Genomic DNA, 21897 nt, shown 5'->3' with positions numbered 1-21897 from the left:
TTGTCAATGAGAGCCTGTTTTCTCCCGCAGCTCCACCGCCAGAGGATCCGGCCCCAGCAGTTTCACACGTTGATTAGACTGTAGCCGTCGGCTGGCGCCGACCACATCCGGCTGTATGGGAAGGTCGCGACCGCCCACATCCATGAGCGCGACGAGAAGGATACTTGCCGGCCGGCCAAAGTCAAAAAGTTCGTTCATCGCGGCGCGAATCGTTCTGCCACTCATAATCACATCGTCGACTAAAACCACATCCCGGTCTTCCGTTTCGAAAGACAAAGAAGACGCTTTGACCTTGGGGTTCAGACCAATACGGGTAAAGTCATCGCGATAAAAAGAGATATCCAGCTCGCCCACAGGTCCATCCCAGCCCAACAGGCTTTGCAACCGCCGCGCCACCCAAACGCCGCCGGTATGGATGCCTACCAGCGCCGGCTTGTCTATATTCCGCTCCGCGCAGAGCAGTTTGAGCTTCTCGGCCATGTCTCTCATGGCCGCGTCAACATCAATCAATGATGTCATCAGGTTTTCCTTGTTTACGAGGAGGATGAAGGAATGCGTCCAAATTGTCAGCATGGCTTTCCAGCCAGCTTTCCACAATAAAGACCGCAGCAATTGAGTCTACGGCATAGCGCCCGAAGTCACGCTGCCCGTACCGTTCTCTCACCATGGATTTGGCTTCGCTGCTGGTAAGTCTTTCATCGGCCATTTCGACGCGCAGATTATATCTCCCGTGCAGACGCCGGGCGAACTTCCTGGCGCGCAACGCCATCTCACTGACGCTGCCATCCATATTCAAAGGCTCGCCGACCACTACCAATGCTGGCTTCCACTCTTCCAACACAGCTTCAATCGCCTCCCATCGTGGGATGCCATCTTGAGCGGGAATTTCCTTGAGAGGAGACGCCGTCATTGACACCGACTGCCCGACCGCCGCGCCAAAACGCTTGAGCCCGAAGTCAAAACCTAACACTGTCGCCATAAATTATGCGTTGCGCCTCCCGGACGACCTCTGCGCCATAGCTTCAGGCATGCCCGGAAATTGACGAGAGACGGTGATAATCGATACCCACCCGTCCTAGCGCAGAGACCACTTTCTCACTGTCCGGCGTACGGAAAATGATCGCGGAGTCAGCGGGACAGGTGATCCAGAAATTGTTGGAGATCTCCTTCTCCAATTGGCCAGCTCCCCAGCCTGCATAACCCAGCGCGACCAAAGTGCGGTCGGGACCAGCGCCTCGGGCCATGGCCTCCAGGATGTCTTTGGAAGTAGTAATGCAGATGTCAGGAGCAATCTCAATGGAGGATTGCCAGTCGCCCAGAGGTGAATGCAGGACAAAACCACGCTCAATCTGCACCGGGCCGCCGGAATACACAGGCATAGCGATGCCTTCTCCACCCAGCTCCAATTGCGCCAGCATGTCGCTGAGCTTGATATCAAGAGGTCGATTGATGACGATGCCCATGGCGCCCTCGTCATTATGATCGCAAATATAGCTGATGGTCCCTTCAAAATTAGGGTCCTTCAGGTGAGGCATGGCAATCAAAAACTGATTGCGTAATGTAGACATGTTTGAACTCATGCAGTTGCGGCCTTTTTAACTGCCTGTATAGTTCTAAGCATAAACCAGTTAACCCCAATGCAGCAAAAATCCAATGGGATTAACCGGAAAGTTCTCATGAATCAGTGGCGTACATGCGCTCTCCGAAGGAGAATGTGCGGATGATTTCCAATAAGTCCGACTCTTTACGCATCTCTTCGGTAAAAGGAGGGAATGGCTCCGCCAAACGAATAATGCGAACTACTGCGTCATCCAGAATCTTGGCGCCGGACGAAGCCAGAATATTGATTTCCTGCACTTGTCCATTAGGCTCGATGATCACCGCGACCCGAACTTTGCCTTCCAACTTGCGCTTGCGCGCCTCTTCCGGATAGTTGATGTTGCCAATGCGTTCCAATTCCCGACGCCACTCTTCCATATAATAAGCGCTGGCGGTCTTTCTCGCCGACACAGCGGTCAGACGCGTCACACGGGGCCGCTTAGCGTACGCCTGTTGCTGTTCAGACAGCTTCGCTTCCAGGCTCGCAATCTCCAAACTGCGCTGCAATAACTGACTGCGCTCTTCCGGCGGCGCATCTTCCAATTCATCCTTCTTCGGCTTTTCCGACATATTCATAACACGGTCGGAGGTTTTGTTCGAAACCACCTGACGCTCAGCGGAAGCCTCACGAGGTTTGACCGCCTCAGGCTGCAACTGCGCCACTTCATGAGTTTCTATATCGCGAAAGTCAGCCTGCTCAGTGGTAGTGAGTTCCTTCTTATCTTCTTCAGAGCCGCTGCCCTTCTGATTCGACTGTGCGAGGAAATCCGCGTCTTCTGGCTCTTCTTTATCGTCAAATTGAGCCAGGGTGATTTCTACTGATAAAGGAACAGGACGTTCCGGTTCGACAGTGAAAGTAATACCCAACACAATCGCCGCATGCACGGCGATAGCGAAAAACAAGCAAAAACCCAGGCGATCAAAAGCGGTGACTCCCGCAGCCGAAGAAGAAAGCGACTTATCACTCATATCTAATTAAACAACAATATCCCGACGTGACTTTAATAAAGACGACAAGTAATCCATTAATTGTCCCGCTATATCCAAATGATAAAGTTTATCCAACTCTCTGATACAGGTTGGACTAGTGACATTAATTTCTGTGAGGTAGTCGCCAATTACATCCAGTCCGACAAAGTGCAAACCTTTCTCTCTTAAGATGGGTCCGACCCGCGCACAAATTTCTTTGTCCCGTTCAGTCAGCTCACGACCTTCGCCGCTCCCGCCCACCGCCAGATTGCCGCGATTTTCGCCTTGCGCGGGGATGCGCGCCAGCGCATAGGGAATCGGCTCGCCATTAATCATAAGAATGCGCTTGTCGCCGCTCTTTATCTCCGGCAGATAGCGTTGCGCCATGATCTGGCGACGACCATTGTCAGTGAGAGTCTCAAGAATAACGCCGAGGTTAAAATCCCCGGTTTTCACCCGGAAGATGGACTTGCCGCCCATGCCATCCAGGGGTTTGAACACCACATCTTCATGCTCTGCAAAGAAACGACGCAGACGCGCCGCATCGCGACTGACCAGCACAGGCGGACACAGATCGGGGAACTGGGTGGCGAACAGCTTTTCGTTGCAGTCGCGCAGACTCTGAGGCCGGTTTACAACCAGCGCGCCCTCACGCTCTGCAGCTTCCAGTATATGGGTCGCGAACACAAATTCGCTGTCCACAGGCGGGTCTTTACGCATTAGTATCAGGTCAAGCGTCGCCAGCGCATCCACGAACTCATCCTGAATTTCAAACCATGTGGCGGGGTCGTCCGCCACTTTCAACGTGCGCATCCGCGCATAGGCCCGTCCCTGCTCCAGATACAAGTCGTCCTGCTGCATGTAGTACACGGACCAGCCGCGTTTTTGGGCCGCCAACAGCATCGCGAGCGTGCTGTCTTTTTTAACGTTGATGTCGGCGATGGGGTCCATCACCACACCCAACCTAATAGTCATATCCGCACCTACTTAAATGCGTTAAAAGACGGTTGCAAAAATTAACTGGGCGCCCGGTCAACGGGCGGGCATAATGATGCCACTTTCCGGGCCTAAAGCCCACTTCTGTACTATCTTATTTTCTGTACTAATCTGCTAATTAAAAGGTAGTCAGGTTCCAATTGTTAAGGTCGTTAGTGGTTTTGTGACATTTATACACAAAGATTTTCTTTGCCTTACTGGGCATCTGAACTATAAATAGTATTTACTTATAGATTGCGTTGTAATTCTATGTTAAAAAAGCCATTAACATGTCTGACGCCGCTTTCCGACGTAAATCAGCCAGCCGAATTAGTGACTCACACAACGAAAACATGACCTCATTACCAGGGCCATATTGAGATGGAAGATAACTTTGAAAACCTCAAAATTATGGTGATTGACGATAGTAAGACAATTCGTCGTACTGCCGAAACGCTTCTGAAAAAAGTCGGCTGCACTGTAATTACCGCGACAGACGGTTTCGACGCCTTGGCAAAAATCGCCGATTCTCACCCGGACATCATTTTTGTCGATATAATGATGCCCCGGCTCGACGGCTACCAAACCTGCGCGCTTATCAAAAACAACAGCGCATTCAAGAGCACTCCCGTTATCATGCTCTCAAGCAAAGACGGACTCTTCGACAAGGCCAAGGGACGCATTGTGGGGTCGGACCAGTATTTGACCAAGCCTTTCAGCAAGGACGAACTACTGGGTACAATTCGAAATCATTTGCCGAAGAAATGATGTCAGTTTATTAAGCTACACTTTTTTACAGGGTTACACATGAGTTTTCGGGGGAATTATGGCTCGCATACTTATCGTAGATGATTCGCCAACTGAGGTCCGCAAGATCTCAAGCATATTGGAAAAGCATCAACACGAAATCTTAACCGCCGACAACGGCGCGGACGGCGTCGCGCTGGCCCGTTCGGAAAAGCCCGACCTTGTCCTGATGGACGTCGTTATGCCTGGACTGAATGGCTTTCAAGCGACTCGTCAGCTGACTCGCGCGGAAGAAACCGCCAACATTCCGGTGGTTATCGTCACTACTAAAGACCAGGAGACCGACCGCGTATGGGGTACGCGTCAGGGAGCCAAAGGCTATCTGGTCAAACCTGTCAATGAAAGCGATCTGATCAACACGATCAACGAGCTCATCAGATAGGCGGAGCCACTTTTTATCATGTCAATTACTACGGACCCGTTTGCCGTACTTGCCGAGATTGAAGCCAAAAGCAAGGCCTTAGCAGAGGGTTTGCCTGCGCAGGAAGACGTCATTGAGTTATGGAACGGAATCGGTTTCTCTCTGGCGGGACTCAACTTTGTCGCAGCAATGGGAGAGGTGGTTGAAATCCTCCCGGTCCCCCGTTTCACACAGATCCCGGGCGTTAAAACCTGGATGCAGGGCGTCGCCAACGTACGTGGGCGGCTTCTTCCTATTATGGACCTGACTTCTTTCTTCGAGCTGCCGCAACAAACTCGCAGCAGCACGAGAAACAGGCGCGTATTGGTCATTGAGCAGGGCGATGTTTTCAGCGGCCTGATTGTGGACGGCGTGCTTGGCATGCAGTACTTCCCGGTGGACGGCTTCCAAAAGGAAGCGCCTGGCATCCCGGAAGTGCTGAAACCATATGTAAGCGGCTTTTACGCCCGTAGTAACGAACGCTGGATTGTATTCGATACGACCAGTCTGGTGGCAGATTCCAATTTCATAAACGTAGCGCAGTGAGAAATCGCTGCGCAGCTAATACAGCGTCTGCTACGCTGTTAGATGGTTAGAGTTGAAAAGGCTGGGGAGCCAAAGCAATGATATCAATATCTGGAAAAACTTCGTCCGGACAGGGTGCGAACCCTATTCAGCTAGCCATGTATGGCGTGGTGATTGTGGCGGTAATCGCCCTTCTCTACGTTATATTTACGGTAAACCTTAACGCGAGTCAGGATAAGACGTACATCAGTTACGCTTCCGAACTGCGGGTACTATCTCAGGAGATCGCAAAGAACTCCTCGGAGGCCGCTGACGGTAAATCGGAAGCTTTCGAAGAATTGCGCCGCTCCCGGGACGACTTCCAACGCTTGTGGGATTACCTGACCAAGGGCAACCCTGAGCGCAACCTGCCTGCAGTTGAAAACGTGCAGATGTCCAGCGTAACCGGCCTGTGGGACGACGTACGTGAGGCGGCGGACCAGATCCTCGGCTCCAAAGACACCGTTCTGCAGTTGCACCAAGTCGCCATCACACTCAACGACACCATTCCCCAGCTACAGGTTGAGTATGACGACGTTGTACAGATTCTTTTGGAAAACAACGCCCCCGCCGACCAGGTCGCAGTAGCCCAGCGTCAGTCACTGCTGGCGGAGCGTATTGTACGAAGCGTTAACAAAGTACTCGCCGGTGGCGAGGACGCGGTGACCGCAGCAGACCGTTTCGGCCGCGACGTAAACTTGTTCGGTCGCGTACTGAACGGGATGGTTGAAGGCAACCAGGTTATGGGCATCACCAAAGTGGCTGACGAAGACGCCACCTTCGGTCTGGAAGCCATCGCGGAACTGTTCGAATTCGTTAACGAAAACGTAGACACCATTCTTGAAACGTCCCCTGAACTGTTCCGGGTGCGTGAAGCCGCGAACAACATCTTTGAAAAATCTCAGGCGCTGTTGACCGAGACTTCTAAATTGAACGAAGTATTCCAGACTCAGGCTGAAGGTCGTCTGGTTAGTGACGAATTGGGTTACGCCCTGCTGTTCCTCATCATCGTTGCGATCTTAATTATCTTCTACATTGGTTCTCAGGAATCTAAAAAGCGTTACGAAAAAGAGGCTTCTCAGAACGAGCAGAACCAGAACGCGATCCTGCGACTTCTGGACGAACTGGCCGACCTCGCAGACGGCGACCTGACTACAGAGGCGACGGTAACCGAGGACTTCACGGGCGCCATCGCTGACTCCATCAACTTCGCGATCGACCAGATGCGTCAGTTGGTAACCTCCATTAACGAAACTGCTGTGCGGGTAGCGGGCGCAGCCCAGGAAACCCAGGCGACTGCGATGCATCTGGCTGACGCTTCCGAGCACCAGGCTCAGGAAATCGCCGGAGCTTCCGCCGCGATCAACGAAATGGCGGTTTCTATCGACCAGGTATCTTCTAACGCCGCTGAATCAGCAGCGGTTGCGGAGCGGTCGGTTGCGATCGCGAAGAAAGGCGCAGAAATCGTACAGTCTACTATTCGCGGCATGGATAACATCCGTGAACAGATCCAGGAAACATCCAAGCGGATCAAGCGTCTGGGTGAATCATCCCAGGAGATCGGAGATATCGTATCCTTGATTAACGACATTGCCGACCAGACCAACATTCTGTCTCTGAACGCTGCGATCCAGGCATCTATGGCCGGTGACGCAGGTCGAGGCTTCGCGGTTGTTGCGGACGAGGTACAGCGCCTTGCGGAACGTTCCTCTGCAGCGACCAAGCAGATTGAAGCACTGGTAAAAACCATCCAGACCGACACCAACGAGGCGGTAATCTCCATGGAACAAACCACCGCAGAGGTGGTTCGTGGAGCACGCTTTGCACAAGACGCGGGTGTCGCCCTGGAAGAAATCGAGAACGTATCGAAAAACCTTGCGGACTTGATCCAGAACATCTCGAACGCCGCACGTCAGCAGTCGTCTTCAGCAGGTCACATTTCCAATACGATGAACGTTATCCAGGAAATTACCTCCCAGACTTCCGCCGGTACCAACGCGACCGCGAAGTCTATCGGTAAACTGGCGGAACTGGCCAACCAGCTGCGTAATTCCGTAGCAGGTTTCAAGCTGCCTGACCAAGTAGGTCACAGCGACGAGGAAGACTTGGACGTCGACGCCGCCTAACTCTGTGTTGATGTTCCAATGACCTATCGTCCGACAACAGCAAGGACACGACTAAGGCGCCACTATGGCGATCAATGATGGCACTGAAGTTGAGGGATCATGGAGTTTAAAAACCCTGCCGCCAATGGAAGATCAGGAGTTCTTCCGGTGGCAGGCGTTGCTGGAAAAGCGTACGGGAATGAACCTGCCAATACAGCGCAAGACATTCCTGCAAACCAGCTTGGGCATTCGGATGCGGGAAATCGGCTGCCCCTCCTATCAGGAGTACTTTCACAAAATCGTTGACAGTCCATCCGGCGTCGTCGAATGGGCCATCCTGGTAGATCGGCTGACGGTTCAGGAAACCCGGTTTTACAGAGACGAAGATGCGTTTGGACTGGTCAAAGATTATCTGCTGACCCGGCCCGTGGAAACACTGGCCAAGTCCACCATCGAAGCCTGGAGCGTTGGCTGCTCGACCGGAGAAGAGCCTTACACGCTGGCCATGATCATTGAAGAGTGCCTTGAAACTCTGGGGCTGGCCAAGTACTACGGCGTTACCGGCACGGACATTTCCTCGCCGGTGCTGGAAAAGGCTCGAACCGCTGTTTACCCGGCACGCAAACTGGTCACCCTGAACGAAGAACGCAAAGAGAAATTTTTTGAAAAGCGTAATGGGAATCTCTACGCAGTTATCCCACGCTTGAAAGAGAGAGTGTGTTTTGCAAGGGTTAACGTGCTTAACCTTAAAGACGCGCCAATGTATGGCATGAACATTATTTTCTGCCAGAACTTATTGATTTACTTCAGACGCTGGCGGCGGAAAGAGATTCTCAACCGCTTGGCTGAACGCCTGGTGCCAGGTGGCATTCTGGTATTGGGCCTGGGAGAAATCGTTGACTGGAACCACCCCCTGTTACAGAGGGTGGGAAGTGACAAAACTCTCGCTTTTATCAGGCGAAACGAGCGCAACAGTTAATTGGAGAAGTTATGGCGGGCAACCATGACTATGTAGCTCTTGATTGGGTTAAGGGCGAAATCGACAGTACACTTAAGCAAGCGCAGTTAGCGCTTGAGGACTACGTCAACAACACTGAAGACAGCGCCAAATTACGCTTTTGTCTGAACTATATACATCAGGTTCATGGAACTCTGCAGATGGTAGAGTTCTATGGCGCCGCCTTGTTGGCGGAGGAAATGGAGAAGCTGGCGCAGGCTGTCCTGCAGGAAACCGTTCCGCACCCCGATGAGGCTATCGAAGTGCTGATGCGGGCGATTCTGCAACTGCCTAACTATCTTAACCGCCTGCAGTCAAGCCGGCGCGACCTGCCCGTTATTCTGCTGCCGATTCTGAACGACCTGCGCGCCTCTCGCGGAGAGTCGCTGCTTTCTGACACCTCTTTATTCACCCCTGACCTTTCCATGGCGCGTATCACCGCGCCATCAGGAGTGAATCAACGCCTGCACGACGACAAAGTCATCATGCAGCTGCGTAAGCTGCGGCAAATGTATCAGTTCGCCCTCGCCGGAGTGATCCGCGAAAGCGAACTGCCTGCCAATTTCAGTTATATGGGCAAGGTGTTCAAGCGCCTCGAGTCCCTCTGCCGAGATACTGCCCAGGGACAAATCTGGCGGGTCGCCCACGCCTTCATCGACGCCCTGGTGAATAACGGCATCGAGCTGTCGTCCGCAATAAAGAACCTGTTGCGCGCGCTGGACTACCGCATTAAGAAAGTCATTGACGAGAACATAGATATTCTGGTGCAGGCGCCGCCTGAGGACTTGTTAAAGCATTTGCTTTACTACGTCGCACGCTCCGAAGCGCGCACGCCCGCCATTGAAAGCGTGCGTGACGACTATCGTCTCGATCAGGCGCTGCCCAGCGATGAGGAAGTGGATATCGAGCGCCAGAAAATGTCCGGTCCGGACAAAGGCGCCATTGAATCCGTGGTGGAAGCCCTTAACGAAGAGCTGGCCCGGGTTAAAGACCAACTGGACCTGTTCGTCCGGGGCGAGTTCAAAGACAGCAGCGACCTGGCGGAGCTACTGCCTGGTCTGCATCAGGTCGCCAATACGATGGCGGTTCTCGGCCTGGGTATCCCCCGCAAGGTGGTGCAGGAGCAGATCGACCTGATTGAAAGCCTGTCTTCGGGAACCGATACGCCTGACGACAACGTGTTGATGGATATCGCAGGCGCTCTGCTATATGTCGAGGCCACTCTAAGCGGCTTCAGCGACGACGCAGGGTCACAACGCGCCAGCAGCGGCGACAATGCTGGCGGGGCGGCGATTCCGAAGGAGCAGGTTGATAACGCCCACGAGGCCGTTATTCGTGAAGCGCGCAATGGCCTTGAGCAGGCGAAGACCGATATTGTCGAATATATCGCCTCTCACTGGGACCGCTCCGAAATCGAAAGCGTGCCCAAATTGCTGCAGAGCATTCGCGGCGGGCTGCGTATTATTCCGTTGGAGCGCGCCGCCGATCTTTTGGACGCATCCGCGCGCTACATCCAGGACCGTCTGCTCGATAGCGAACAATCCCCTGACTGGAATCAGCTGGACACACTGGCTGACGCTATCACCAGTATTGAATACTACCTGGAGCGCCTGAGCGAAGGCAGCCAGGATAACGAACTGATTCTGCAGGTTGCGGAAGAAAGTCTGGCGCAACTGGGCTATCCGGTGGGCGACGCGGTCGCCATAGCCCCGCAAACTGTGGCGGGAACCGCACCTACAATGTCTGCGCCGCCCGAATCTTCCCGTGACAAAGCCTCCGACAAAGAGCTTATCGACGATGAAATCGTCGAAATCTTCGTCGAAGAAGCGGAAGAAGTGCTCGCGACCATTCATAACTATTTCCCCAACTTCCAAAGCAACCCTGACGATCAGGCTGCGCTGGCTGAAATCCGTCGCGCTTTCCACACCTTGAAAGGCAGCGGACGCCTGGTCGGAGCCACGACACTGGGCGAGCTGGCCTGGAGTGTGGAGAACATGCTCAACCGCGTGATCGACGGCTCTATTACCGCCACGCTGGAAATGTTCGAACTGCTGGAAGGCGTAATCAACAAGCTGCCTGAACTGATTGAGCGCTTCAAGACGGGTCAGGAAATCAATGATGTAGACCAGTTCGTCGCCAAAGCCGAGGCCTTGGCGGCAGCGCGTCGTCTCTCCCGCGATAAAAGCGCTGCGTCGGATATCGATCTGTCAGTTCCCAAGGAAGAGCCTGCGCCTGTTGAAGAACCTCAGTCTGTTTCCGAGCCGGAACCTCCTCTCCTCCAAGAAGCGCAACCAGCGCCTGTTGAACCGCCGACAACTCCCGAGCCTGTAGCTGAAACCATTGAGGTCCCCGAGCTGGAGGAGAAAGACGACGATGACATGATCGATGACGAAATCATCGAAATCTTCGTTGAAGAAGCAGCGGAAGTACTCGACACCATCGGGCAGTACATGCCCTCGTATCTGGCCAGCTACGACAATCAGGAAGCCTTGATCGAAGTCCGTCGCGCTTTCCACACCTTGAAAGGCAGCGGACGCCTGGTCGGCGCTACCCTCGTTGGCGAATTGGCCTGGTCCATTGAAAATCTGCTGAACCGAATCATCGACGGCGCCATTTTCATGAGCCAGGATATTGGCGAGTTGATGCAGGCCGTGACCAAGATCCTTCCTGATCTGGTCGACGATTTCAAATTGCGCCGTAAGCCCAGCCATAATACCCAGCCGTATATGGATCAGGCTCACGCTATCGCAAAAGGCGAAATCCCCAAACCATTGAAGCTGGATCAAGACGCATCCGCCGAAACCAGTGGCGAGCCGACCCTGGATATTGATCCGGCGCTGAAGGATATTTTCAAGGCGGAAACAGAAAGCCACCTAGAAACACTGGCGACGTTCACCGCCAAAGCCGCCACAAGTGGCGAGCCTACGCCGATTACAGACGAAATTTCCCGCGCCATGCATACGCTCAAGGGCAGCGCCAATACGGCTGGCATTGAGCCTATCGCGGCCGTGGTCGTGCCTCTTGAAAAGTTTGTGAAAGAAGCCCGCGCTCGCGGAATCAGCGTAGACAGAGATATTTGCGAGCTGTTGCAGGAAGGCGCAGGCTTTGTGCGTCGCGGCCTGGACCAGATCGAAAGCAGTCCGCTAAAACCACTGGACGGCGCCAACGAGTACCTGGCGAAGCTGGCCAAAGTCAGTAACCGCATCCTGACCGACGCCGCGCAGAGCGATGTATTACAGGCTACCAGTAAGCCCGATCCTCAGCTGATCAACCTGTTCCTGACGGAAGGCGTAGATATTCTGCTCGACGCCGAGCGTATTCTTAACGAGTGGAGTCTGGACCCTGACTCCAAAGACGATCTGCACAAGCTGGTCTCAGAGTTAACGACTTTGTCACGCGGCGCAGAAGTAGCTGGACTGGAAGATGTCGCTGAGCTATCCCGCGCGCTGGAAACCGCCTACGAACTCGCTGAAGCTGGCGGCGCTAACGCCGACGATCGCTTCTTCTCTATCGCCAAACGCGGGCATGATGTGCTGATCAGCATGATGGATCAGGTTGCGGCGGGCCTCGCCACACAGCCCGATCCCTCACTGATTCAAGAACTCTACGCGCTATCAAAACCTGTTGAGCAGGCCGCGCCTTCCGAAGATCTACCGACGGTGACGGAAGTCGCTGTCGAAGAAGACATTCCTCTGCTTGACGATGTGATTATCGAAGAGGCCGACGAAGACGATCTCGCCGAAGATATTAACTTCGACATCGGGTTGCCCGAAGAGCCAGAGGACATAGCGCCTCTTGCGCCACTCGTCGAAGATATCGAAGAAACGCCCGCGCCGGTTGCTTCCGGCGGAGTGGTGTATGAACTGGACCCAGAGCTGGCGGATGTATTCCTGCAGGAAGCCCAGGACATTATTCAATCTTCCGCTGACGTCATGCAGCAATGGTCGCAGGATTTGCACAACATTGCGTTAGTCCAACAGCTGCAGCGCGACCTTCATACGTTGAAAGGCGGCGCCAGACTGGCGGGCATTCCCCCCATCGGCGACCTCGCCCATGAGCTGGAAAGCCTGTTTGAAGGCATCGTAGAGCAGCGAATCACCCCAGATGAAGAAGCCAGCAATCTGTCTTTATTGGCGCACGACACGCTGGCGGGTATGGTGGACTCCGTCACCGCCACGCGCACCTGTAACGACGCACAGGATTTGATCGACGCCCTGCACGCTTACCTGTCCGGTGAACGCTCGACGGAAGATGAGGATGAAGGCGAAGAGGTTTCCTTTGACGAAACCAGCCTGCCGACGATGGATTTGAGCGAAGAGGAAGAAATTCCTGTCCTTGAAGAGGTCGCTCCTCTTGATCCAGAAATGGTCGAAATCTTCCTGGAGGAAGCTCAGGACATTATCCAACGTACTGGCGAGACCATGCACCACTGGTCTGAAGAGTTGGAAAACCTGGAGCACCTGAAAGAGCTTCAACGTGACCTGCATACGCTGAAAGGCGGCGCCAGAATGGCGGAGATCAAGTCCATCGGCGACTTGGCTCATGAGCTGGAAACGCTGTTTGAAAGAATGACGGAAGGCCGTCTGGCGCCAGAACCGGCAATGGTTGGTTTGGTGATGGAGTGTCACGACCGCTTGGCGGGCATGGTGGACGCCGTCGCCCAGAATCAAGTGGCCTCCCCTGCGCGGGATCTGATCGGCCGCGTACACGATATGGCGCAGGGCGCAGGTCATCACTATGCGGATGGCGAAGACGACTATATTGTCGATGCGCATCCTGACGCGGACGCCGCCGCTGAAGCCACTCCCGCCCCAGTCGAGGACGAGGAGACAATAGCGCCGGAAAGCATTGCTGAAGCTGAACAAGAGATCACGGCGGTGCCAGCGCCGGTTGAAGAGGCGCCAATTGAAAACCCGGTCTACGACATCAGTGGACTGGATCAGGAACTGGTCTCCATCTTCCTGGAAGAAGCCAACGAACTGGTGGACTCCACCGCCCGCAACCTGCAGAGCTGGTTAAGCGAGCTTGACAACATTGAGCACGTGAAAGAGCTGCAGCGCGCCCTGCATACGCTGAAAGGCGGCGCGCGCATGGCGGAAATCAAGCCTATTGGCGACCTGGCCCACGAACTGGAGACCTTGTTCGAAGGCATTGTAGAAGGACGTTTTCTCGCTGAGCCGTCCCTGTCTGACCTGATGTTGGCCTGTCATGACCGCTTGGCGGACATGGTGGACAGCGTCACCAACAATACTCCTGTGCGTGCGGCTAACGATCTCGCCCAGCAAGTCATCAAATACTGCGCGCAACATGATCTGGCCGCAAAAGGCCCTCATGATCGCGAAGACACTATTTCGGACATCGAACGCGAACAGCTGTCACTGCAGGAATCGGTTCAGGAAACCAGCGACGAAGATCTGCGCGGCATTTTCCTGGACGAGTCCCGGGACATCATGGACGCGGTTATCGACAGTTTCGACCGCTGGAAGGCCAACCCGGATAACATCACTCCAGCGAAAGAGCTGGTTCGGGACCTGCAAACCCTGAATGGCGGCGCCAAGCTGGCCAATATCGACAGCGTACATGCTCTCACTGAAGCGCTGACCGAGCGTATGGAAAGCGTTGTCGACGGTAAGCATCAGGTGCCTGACGAGCTGATCACGTTAGTGGACCGCTCCATCCGCTATATCGGCCGTCTACTGGATCAGATTGAACAACTGGAGCAACCGGAAGTTCCCAATGAGCTGATCCGCGAGCTGAAAGAAGTCGGCAGCGGCGAGGAACTGCCCACATCAGAGTTTGAACTGGATGTTGATCCGGAAATACTGCAGGTCTTCGTAGAAGAAGCGAATGAACTGCAGGCGAGTCTGGAACGCGAGTTCAACGACTGGACCCGTGAACCCCGCAACAGCGTGCATGCGGACTCCATGTCCCGCGCTCTGCACACTCTGAAAGGCGGAGCGCGTCTGGCCACATTGACCAACATCGGCGACCTGGCGCAGGAAATCGAGTCCATCGTCAAAGAAGCCTATGACCACAAACATGAGCTGGATGACTCTCTGCGCAGCGAGATTGAAATTCTGTTCAATCGCCTGAAGAGCGAAATCGGTCAGGTTAAAAACTTCTACAGCAGCCAGCAGGAAACAGAGGCGGAATCCGCTGCGGCGGAAACGCCGAAAAGCGAGCCGGAAGCCCTGGCGGAACGCATGGTGCAGATGCAGCGAGAACAGTCCGTTCCCGCTATCAAGAAAGACGATCCCGCCAAACCTGAAGCGCAGTCCATACAACCGGCGGCGCAGCGTCAAGCGGCCGCAGAAACGGTAAGGGTCTCCGCCAACCTGCTCGACAACTTGGTTAACCTCGCAGGCGAAACCAGTATTACCCGCGGTCTGTTAGAACAACAGATCAGTGACTTCACCTACACTCTGGAAGAGATGCAATCCACCATCGACCGGCTGCGAGAGCAGTTGCGCCGGATGGACATGGAGACGGAAGCCCAGGTGTTGTTCCGTATGGAAAAAGAAGGCGGCGTCAAATACGAAGACTTCGACCCGCTGGAGATGGACCGTTACTCCTCCATTCAGCAGTTATCGCGAGCGCTGGGCGAGTCCTCCTCGGATTTGACAGACCTTCGCGAAACCATGATGGATAAAGCCCGTGACGCGGAAACTCTGTTGCTGCAGCAATCCCGTATCAATACGGAGCTGCAGGAAGGTTTGATGAAAACCCGCATGGTTCCGTTCACCTCCATCGTACCCAGGCTGCGCCGTATTATCCGGCAGGTCAGCTCAGAGCTTGGCAAAAAAGCCGACTTTGAAGTGTATAACCCGGAAGGGGAGCTGGACCGTACCGTACTGGAGCGCATGCTGGCGCCCCTGGAGCACATGCTGCGTAACGCGATCGACCACGGCGTGGAAATACCAGAGCAACGTCGCGCCAAAGGCAAATCGGAAACCGGACGCATTGAGCTATCGGTTGGCCGTGAAGGCGGCGACGTTGTGCTGATTCTTTCTGACGACGGCGCCGGCATCAATGTCGATGCGGTCAGACGTAAGGCCATTAAGAGCGGCCTGATCGACGAAGATACGCACCTTAGCGACCACGATATGCTGCAGTTCATCTTCCAGGCCGGTTTCAGCACCGCGGAGAAAGTAACGCAGATTTCTGGACGCGGCGTCGGAATGGACGTTGTAGCAAGCGAAATCAAACAGCTGGGCGGACGCGTCACCATCGACTCCAAGCCCGGTCACGGCACGCGCTTTATCGTCCACTTGCCATTCACCGTGTCCGTAAACCGGGCGTTGATGGTGAACACTGGTGAAGACTATTACGCGATTCCGTTGAACACGATTGAAGGTATCGTTCGCGTCAGCACGTATGAGCTGGAAGAGTACTACAAGCCCAACGCGCCGCTGTACGAATACGCCGGCCAGAAATACCGTCTGCAGTATCTCGGCAGCCTGCTGAAAAGCGAACACCATCCGAAACTGCAGGGACAGCCTCTGCCGCTACCGGTAATTCTTGTGCGCGGCGGCGGCGATCAGCCTCTAGCCCTGCAGGTGGACAGCTTGATGGGCTCCCGTGAGATCGTAGTAAAAGGCCTCGGTTCGCAGTTTTCTTCCGTGCGCGGCGTCTCCGGCGCCACGATCCTGGGGGATGGTAGCGTGGTCGTGATTCTCGACTTGCCGGCGCTGATTCGTAGCGATATGTCTCACTTCGCTCCCAGCGTCACGCCGACGCTCAAGCCGGCGGCGGAGCCTGCGCGTGGAACGGCCGGTCCAACTACCGTTATGGTGGTGGACGACTCGGTTACGGTGCGGAAGGTTACCTCCCGTCTGCTGGAGCGGAACGGCATGGAAGTCATCACCGCCAAAGACGGTGTGGACGCAATCGCCCTGCTACAGGACCACAAGCCGGACGTCATGCTGCTGGATATAGAAATGCCGCGTATGGACGGATTCGAGGTGGCCAGTCTGGTGCGTCACGACGAGCGCCTGAAAGATGTACCGATCATTATGATCACCTCACGTACCGGACAAAAACACCGCGAGCGCGCGCTGTCTATCGGCGTTAATGAATATCTCGGTAAACCCTTCCAGGAAAAAATTCTGCTTGAGACGATAGAACGACTAGTGGAATAACTGGATGTCAGTGCAGGCTGCAAAAGTTGGCATTATTTCGGACTGCCCTTTACAGCGGCATATTATGCAAAGCGCGGTGGAAGGATACGGTTTCGCGGTGATCGCGAGCTGCGATCCTTCCAGGCTTAGCACAGCGCTCCTGGAGCGTCACGCCGCTGCCGAGGTGTGGATCGTCACACTGGCCGACGAAGACCGTTGGGCGGACGCCATTGATACGCTGATCGATCACAGCGAAGCCCCCGTTTTGTTTGGATTAGGGGAAGCGCCCAACAAGCACAGCCTCGAATACGCCAAATGGGAGCGGCGCCTGTTCACTAAACTGGTGGAGTTATTAGGCGAGCCGCCAACGCTCACCCAGGCCGGCGCGTCTTTAACTGCGCTGGAGGCGTCGACCAGCAGCCCCTCCGCCCTGCCGTTGCCGCACCATATTCGGCCCGGCGGCGTTAACGATCCAGTAGAAAGAGTATGGATTCTGGGCGCATCCTTGGGCGGCCCTGCTGCGGTAAAAAGTTTTCTCGACTGTTTGCCGTCCGGTTTGCCCGTCGCCTTCGTTTACGCCCAGCATATCGATCAGAACGCGGCTAATGTGCTGGTGCGGGTGTTAGGCCGCCACTCTGCGTTCAATTTGAAAGAAGCCCAGCATGGCGCCCGCCTGCATTACGGTGAAGTCGTGATCATGCCTGTAGACCACGAAGTGGTGTTCAACGCGGAAGGCTCGATGGAAATCAGAGAGAACGCCTGGCCGGGCCCATACGGCCCCTCCATTGATCAAGCCATGCTGAATGTCGGCGGTTACTACAGTGGTCGTTGTAGCGCCATTATTTTCAGCGGCATGGGCAATGACGGCTCGCTCGCGGGCCCCTTGCTGAGGGCATACGGCAGTCGTATCTGGTCGCAGAGTACCGATACCTGCGCCAACAGCTCCATGCCGGACTCCATCGCCGCGACAGGTTGCGTGGAGTTTCGCGGCGCCCCGCATCAGTTGGCGGAGAAATTACTGAAGACCGTAGAGCTTGAGGAACTGGCGAAACGCAAACGTGGCCTGGCCTGATTTTCCGGACTTCAGTCTGTTAAGCTAGACTCAGACTGAAGCTTTATCGGTTTGGGCCGCACCAGGCCAAAGATGATATTCGCGCCCGCCGTGAGACAGGCGCCGGTAAGACAAACGATTTCGAGGATAGATTCATGGTGGAGCAAACCTCCGGACAAATCTCCTGTTTATTGATTCCCGTACAGGGAAAAAATCTGCTATTACCCAACGCCAGCATCGCTGAAATCGTTGATTATCAGGCGCCTGAACCCGTTGAAGGTGGAGAGGAGTGGTTCCTCGGCTACATCCGCTGGCGCGGTCTGCGTCTGCCACTGGTGTCTTACGACAAAGCCAACAAGTCCGCTTCCGGCGCAAAGTCCACTCATACCCGGATCGCCGTTACCAACACAATTGGCGACAAACACAAGCAACTGCCGTTCATGGCGTTCGTCACCCAGGGTCTCCCCCGTTTGATGAAGGTGCGGAGCGAGGAAGTCAGCGCTCAGGAGAAGGCCGACCTTGGCCCTCTGGACAAAATGATGGTGAAGGTCAGCGGCGAGGACGCCATCATCCCTTCTTTGGAGAAAATGGAGCTGCTCGCTCTGCAGGCGGTATCCGCTCGTTGATCGGCAGTGGGGCGCTTATGCGCCCCACTCTGCCTGACTGTCTGCGCTCAATTTTCCTTGTCCGAGAGATAGTGGCGCCGCCCCCACCCCTTCAATTCGTCCAACTTTCGCAGCCGATCCGCCATATCGTTGAGTGTCGCGCTGATCGCCGCCTCCCCCTTCAGCATCGCCGGCAACTTATAAGTAAATAATCCCCAGAAGCGTTTCATTTCCGGCACATCCGGCATCAACTCGCCTTTTTCAGCGGAAACGAAGGTATGACGAATCAAAGGATCGACCGATAGCTCCTTCATTAGCCGGACATTGGCCACTGCGCCTAAGGGCTTGTCTTGATTCACTTTCTTCAGCCCTTCATAAGTCAATAGATAATCTTCCAGAAAACGCTGCGCCGCCTCTTTGTTTCTTCCCGCAGAATTAATACCCGCCGCCAGCACGCCGACAAAGGGACGCCCGGGACGCTCCGCCGTCAACCCTGGAATATAGTCCACGCCAAAACTGACGCCTGCGTCCCTGATTTCACGCCACGACCAGGGACCGTTAATGATCATCGCCACTTCGCCTTTCTTGAAGCCACTCATCATAGACCCGTAATCCGCCGCCTTTTCCAATACGCCCTGTTCCAGCAGCTGCTTAATCGCCTGCACCGCATCAACAGAGCCGCGACTGTCAAAGCCGACATCCGCCAGATTGTAGACGCCGTTTGACTTGCCGAAGCTGTAACCGCCGGCGCCAGCGATAAAAGGCCAACTGAAGTAAGTATTTTTATAGTCCCACTCAATGGCTTTTTTGCCTTGTTTACGCAGGTCGCGATCAAGGCTAATTACATCCTGCAGGGTACGAGGAGGCGTTTTCACCAGCGCCTTGTTATAGATCAGGCTCACCGCTTCTATGGCGATGGGAAAACCGTATATATCATCCCCCACCGTCAACGCCCGCCAAGTAAACGGCGCGACGCTGTCGCGCATTTTTTGAGAAGGAGTGACAGGCTCCATAAAGCCGTCATTGATCCAGGGGCCAAAACGTTCATGGGCCCATATGACAATATCCGGACCTTGCGCCGTAGGCGCGAGGCGGTCGAATTGAACAGTGAGGTCGTCTGGCGTCTCCACTTTCACCTTCATACCAGTGACGGCGGTGAATGCAGCGCCGGCTTCGGCGACGCCTTTTGAGCCTTTGTCGGCTCCTATCCAGACAATGAGAGAGTCTTTTTCAAACGCGCAGGCGAGAGTGCTGACCAAGCATAACGCCAGTGTGAAAAGGTTCTTTAGCGCTGACATTCTTATTTTACCTCTGAAGTCTCACGGGGTTCGAAGTCTCGACCCGAGGACTCAGCGCGACCTTCCTGGCAATCCGGCATGCGCCGGTTTCGTTCAGCCCTGAATTATACTTTTTATATTACGGAGTCCGACAAGCGCCTGCCTGACAAACACCCAGCACAAGATTATGGACCCTAACCGGTGATTTTGCATACAACCCCCTTCAAAAAAGCGTGAGAATTAGCAACTTTTAAGACCTGTTTCACCCCAGATCAAGGGAAGTACGGCGCTGGCAGTTTCAGCACAAGCTCAATTGTTATAACATTACACTCCTTACGCCTCCGCCGAATCCGGCGCTAACGCCTGCATTGCAACTCTTGCGGAATCATTATGACCAGTCAATCCGACAACGCCGTGTTCCAGCAACACAATCATGCATCCTGTATTCATGACGCACTGATTACCGCCAAGAAACTCTGCAAAGAACGCGGCCTGAGGCTGACGGACACCCGTCTACGGGTGCTGGAGCTGATTTGGCAATCTCACAAGCCCATCGGCGCTTATGACATTCTCTCTCAGTTTGGACAAGAAGGCCGTAACTCCGCACCGCCAACAGTGTATCGAGCCCTGGAGTTTCTGCAGGAAAACGGTCTGGTGCATCGCATCGCCTCCCTGAACGCCTTCATGGGCTGTGTATGTCCCCAGGAAGGCCATCAAGGCGGCTTTCTGATCTGCAAACAGTGCAAGCGCGCGCAGGAAATCACAGAAAATGCATTGCGCAAACAACTGTTATCCTTGGCGCAGGAACAGGGCTTCCAAGTGGAAAGCATGACGCTGGAAATCAGCGGGCTATGCACAACATGCAGGTCAGCCCAATGAACGCGCCGCCATTGATTCGCCTGCAGGACGTCACCGTCGAAATTCAAGGCCAGACGCTGCTGGAAAAAGTCACCTTCGATATCAACCCCGGCGAAATCATTACCGTCATCGGTCCCAACGGCGCCGGCAAATCCACACTGGCCAAAGCCCTGTTGGGCATACAGCCTTTGAGTCGTGGAGAAGTACTGCGACGCCCTGGCCTGAAAATCGGGTACATGCCGCAGCGCTTTCATATCGACGCCTCTCTGCCCCTGACCGTCAAACGCTTCCTGCAACTTGCGCATAATCCGCAACGCTGGCGCGAAGCCTTACAAAGAGTCGACATGGAGCACCTCGCCAAGCAACCCATGCACACCTTGTCCGGTGGCGAACTGCAACGAGTATTGCTGGCGCGTGCGCTGCAGCGGGCGCCAGATTTATTGGTGCTGGATGAACCAGCGCAAGGTGTGGACGTCACGGGACAGGCGGAACTGTATCGTCTCATCCGTACGCTAAGGGACGAGTTGCATTGTGGCGCCCTGTTAGTCTCTCACGACCTTCACTTGGTAATGGCCTCTACGGATCAGGTGCTCTGTCTGAACCGACATATATGCTGCGCCGGGCACCCGGAGAAGGTCTCCAACGAACCCGCCTTCATCAATCTGTTCGGGGCTCAGGCGGCTCGCTCACTGGCGGTCTACCACCATCACCATGATCACCACCACCACGCCGACGGCACCGTCGCCGCCGGCAGTGAGTGCTCTCACGGCGGCCAACATGCTTGATATCCTCATTCCAGCCCTGCTGGGGGGCATAGGACTGGCCTTTATTACCGGCCCCTTGGGCTGCTTTGTAGTGTGGCGGCGCATGTCCTATTTCGGCGACACCTTGTCCCACTCCGCCTTGATGGGCGTCGCATTGGGCCTGATGCTGGAGGTGAACGTGAGCCTCGCTATCACCGCCGGCTGCGTGCTGATGGGCCTGACGCTGGCTCTGATGCAAAGACAGAAGCACATCGCTACGGATACATTGCTGGGTATTCTCGCCCATAGTTCCTTATCTCTGGGTCTGGTGGCGCTCAGTTTCATGCGGGATAAGCAAGTGGATCTGATGAGCTACCTGTTCGGCGACCTGCTGGCGCTCAACTATCAGGACGTCATGTGGATTTTCGCAGGCGCAATCGCCGCAATCGTTATACTCAGAATGCTTTGGCGCTCGCTGCTGATGATGACTCTTAATGAGGATCTCGCAGCCGTTGAGGGCTACAACATATTGCGCACACAGTTATTGCTGATGCTAATGATGTCTTTGGTGATCGCCCTCGCCATGAAAGTCGTGGGCGTGCTGCTGGTGACGTCATTACTGATTATCCCTGCAGCGGCGGCTCGCCCTTTCAGCGACACGCCAGAGAAAATGGCTGCTCTCGCTATCGCCAGCGGCGTGTTTGCGGTTGTCGCCGGTTTGAGCATGTCCTGGTGGTGGGACACTCCCGCCGGGCCGTCCGTTGTTGTCGCAGCATTTGTTTTGTTTTTAAGCAGCATGGGCGCGCATCGTCTACGCCGCGCCTGACCCA

At 54.9% G+C, this 21897-nt stretch carries 17 protein-coding genes; 11 read left to right on the top strand and 6 right to left on the bottom strand.

Annotation, left to right across the window (positions count from 1 at the left end):
* Positions 1–3: 3 nt before the first annotated feature.
* The 5 genes from pyrR to gshB all read right to left on the bottom strand — a co-directional run bounded on the left by pyrR (position 4) and on the right by gshB (position 3543).
* Positions 4–519, bottom strand: a complete 516-nt coding sequence (gene pyrR, locus AC2IBB_RS04135; RefSeq protein WP_486331644.1) for a bifunctional pyr operon transcriptional regulator/uracil phosphoribosyltransferase PyrR — start codon at positions 517–519, stop codon at positions 4–6.
* Entirely contained in the window at positions 503–979 is a 477-nt protein-coding gene (gene ruvX / locus AC2IBB_RS04130; protein WP_486331643.1) for a Holliday junction resolvase RuvX, read from the bottom strand. Before ruvX ends, pyrR begins: the two co-directional genes overlap by 17 nt.
* Before the next feature lie 43 nt (positions 980–1022).
* The gene (locus AC2IBB_RS04125) at positions 1023–1580 is read right to left on the bottom strand and encodes a YqgE/AlgH family protein (protein ID WP_486331642.1); all 558 of its coding nucleotides are present in this window, start codon (positions 1578–1580) and stop codon (positions 1023–1025) included.
* Positions 1581–1674: 94 nt separating this feature from the next.
* Positions 1675–2568, bottom strand: a complete 894-nt coding sequence (locus AC2IBB_RS04120; RefSeq protein WP_486331641.1) for an energy transducer TonB — start codon at positions 2566–2568, stop codon at positions 1675–1677.
* 6 nt (positions 2569–2574) lie between these two features.
* Positions 2575–3543: a glutathione synthase gene (gshB, locus tag AC2IBB_RS04115; protein ID WP_486331640.1), complete on the bottom strand. Its 969-nt coding sequence runs from the start codon at positions 3541–3543 to the stop codon at positions 2575–2577.
* Positions 3544–3924: 381 nt separating this feature from the next.
* Here gshB and pilG point away from each other — a divergent pair, with 381 nt between their 5' ends.
* The 8 genes from pilG (at position 3925) to AC2IBB_RS04075 (ending at position 18210) form a co-directional block, all read left to right on the top strand.
* Entirely contained in the window at positions 3925–4311 is a 387-nt protein-coding gene (pilG, locus tag AC2IBB_RS04110) for a twitching motility response regulator PilG (RefSeq protein WP_011394528.1), read from the top strand.
* A 58-nt stretch (positions 4312–4369) separates the two neighbouring features.
* A complete protein-coding gene (gene pilH, locus AC2IBB_RS04105) occupies positions 4370–4732 on the top strand; it encodes a twitching motility response regulator PilH (RefSeq protein ID WP_011394527.1) in 363 nt (120 codons plus the stop codon).
* Between the two features lie 18 nt (positions 4733–4750).
* Positions 4751–5296 (top strand): chemotaxis protein CheW, encoded by a 546-nt coding sequence (locus AC2IBB_RS04100; RefSeq protein WP_486331639.1) that lies wholly within the window; start codon positions 4751–4753, stop codon positions 5294–5296.
* 77 nt (positions 5297–5373) lie between these two features.
* A complete protein-coding gene (locus tag AC2IBB_RS04095; protein ID WP_486331638.1) occupies positions 5374–7440 on the top strand; it encodes a methyl-accepting chemotaxis protein in 2067 nt (688 codons plus the stop codon).
* A gap of 64 nt (positions 7441–7504) precedes the next feature.
* Positions 7505–8398, top strand: coding sequence for a CheR family methyltransferase (locus AC2IBB_RS04090; RefSeq protein ID WP_486331637.1), 894 nt, complete (start codon positions 7505–7507; stop codon positions 8396–8398).
* Positions 8399–8409: 11 nt separating this feature from the next.
* Complete coding sequence (locus tag AC2IBB_RS04085; protein ID WP_486331636.1) at positions 8410–16554, top strand: hybrid sensor histidine kinase/response regulator; 8145 nt, start codon at positions 8410–8412, stop codon at positions 16552–16554.
* A gap of 64 nt (positions 16555–16618) precedes the next feature.
* Positions 16619–17605 (top strand): chemotaxis protein CheB, encoded by a 987-nt coding sequence (locus tag AC2IBB_RS04080; protein ID WP_486331635.1) that lies wholly within the window; start codon positions 16619–16621, stop codon positions 17603–17605.
* Positions 17606–17739: 134 nt separating this feature from the next.
* Complete coding sequence (locus AC2IBB_RS04075; RefSeq protein ID WP_486331634.1) at positions 17740–18210, top strand: chemotaxis protein CheW; 471 nt, start codon at positions 17740–17742, stop codon at positions 18208–18210.
* A gap of 47 nt (positions 18211–18257) precedes the next feature.
* Here AC2IBB_RS04075 and malE read toward each other — a convergent pair whose 3' ends face one another.
* Entirely contained in the window at positions 18258–19487 is a 1230-nt protein-coding gene (malE, locus tag AC2IBB_RS04070) for a maltose/maltodextrin ABC transporter substrate-binding protein MalE (RefSeq protein ID WP_486331633.1), read from the bottom strand.
* Positions 19488–19856: 369 nt separating this feature from the next.
* On the opposite strand from malE, the gene AC2IBB_RS04065 reads away from it, so the two are divergent.
* From AC2IBB_RS04065 to znuB, 3 genes are read left to right on the top strand one after another with little or no spacing between them, the layout of a single operon-like run.
* Entirely contained in the window at positions 19857–20345 is a 489-nt protein-coding gene (locus AC2IBB_RS04065) for a Fur family transcriptional regulator (RefSeq protein ID WP_486331632.1), read from the top strand.
* Positions 20342–21109: a zinc ABC transporter ATP-binding protein ZnuC gene (gene znuC / locus AC2IBB_RS04060; RefSeq protein ID WP_486333920.1), complete on the top strand. Its 768-nt coding sequence runs from the start codon at positions 20342–20344 to the stop codon at positions 21107–21109. Before AC2IBB_RS04065 ends, znuC begins: the two co-directional genes overlap by 4 nt.
* A complete protein-coding gene (znuB, locus tag AC2IBB_RS04055) occupies positions 21102–21893 on the top strand; it encodes a zinc ABC transporter permease subunit ZnuB (protein ID WP_486331631.1) in 792 nt (263 codons plus the stop codon). Before znuC ends, znuB begins: the two co-directional genes overlap by 8 nt.
* Positions 21894–21897: the final 4 nt, after the last annotated feature.

This window comes from Hahella sp. NS-SX17, from assembly GCF_057367735.1.
The sequence above is the reverse complement of the archived record's forward strand: the minus strand, read 5'-3'. Positions and strand labels throughout refer to the sequence as shown.

Coding starts and splice junctions, on each gene's coding strand:
- AC2IBB_RS04090 (WP_486331637.1), top strand. CDS start 7,505: ATGGCGATCAATGATGGCACTGAAGTTGAGGGATCATGGAGTTTAAAA.
- malE (WP_486331633.1), bottom strand. CDS start 19,487: ATGTCAGCGCTAAAGAACCTTTTCACACTGGCGTTATGCTTGGTCAGC.
- ruvX (WP_486331643.1), bottom strand. CDS start 979: ATGGCGACAGTGTTAGGTTTTGACTTCGGGCTCAAGCGTTTTGGCGCG.
- pilH (WP_011394527.1), top strand. CDS start 4,370: ATGGCTCGCATACTTATCGTAGATGATTCGCCAACTGAGGTCCGCAAG.
- AC2IBB_RS04085 (WP_486331636.1), top strand. CDS start 8,410: ATGGCGGGCAACCATGACTATGTAGCTCTTGATTGGGTTAAGGGCGAA.
- AC2IBB_RS04075 (WP_486331634.1), top strand. CDS start 17,740: ATGGTGGAGCAAACCTCCGGACAAATCTCCTGTTTATTGATTCCCGTA.
- pilG (WP_011394528.1), top strand. CDS start 3,925: ATGGAAGATAACTTTGAAAACCTCAAAATTATGGTGATTGACGATAGT.
- znuC (WP_486333920.1), top strand. CDS start 20,342: ATGAACGCGCCGCCATTGATTCGCCTGCAGGACGTCACCGTCGAAATT.
- AC2IBB_RS04100 (WP_486331639.1), top strand. CDS start 4,751: ATGTCAATTACTACGGACCCGTTTGCCGTACTTGCCGAGATTGAAGCC.
- AC2IBB_RS04125 (WP_486331642.1), bottom strand. CDS start 1,580: ATGAGTTCAAACATGTCTACATTACGCAATCAGTTTTTGATTGCCATG.
- AC2IBB_RS04065 (WP_486331632.1), top strand. CDS start 19,857: ATGACCAGTCAATCCGACAACGCCGTGTTCCAGCAACACAATCATGCA.
- AC2IBB_RS04120 (WP_486331641.1), bottom strand. CDS start 2,568: ATGAGTGATAAGTCGCTTTCTTCTTCGGCTGCGGGAGTCACCGCTTTT.
- AC2IBB_RS04095 (WP_486331638.1), top strand. CDS start 5,374: ATGATATCAATATCTGGAAAAACTTCGTCCGGACAGGGTGCGAACCCT.
- pyrR (WP_486331644.1), bottom strand. CDS start 519: ATGACATCATTGATTGATGTTGACGCGGCCATGAGAGACATGGCCGAG.
- gshB (WP_486331640.1), bottom strand. CDS start 3,543: ATGACTATTAGGTTGGGTGTGGTGATGGACCCCATCGCCGACATCAAC.
- AC2IBB_RS04080 (WP_486331635.1), top strand. CDS start 16,619: ATGCAAAGCGCGGTGGAAGGATACGGTTTCGCGGTGATCGCGAGCTGC.
- znuB (WP_486331631.1), top strand. CDS start 21,102: ATGCTTGATATCCTCATTCCAGCCCTGCTGGGGGGCATAGGACTGGCC.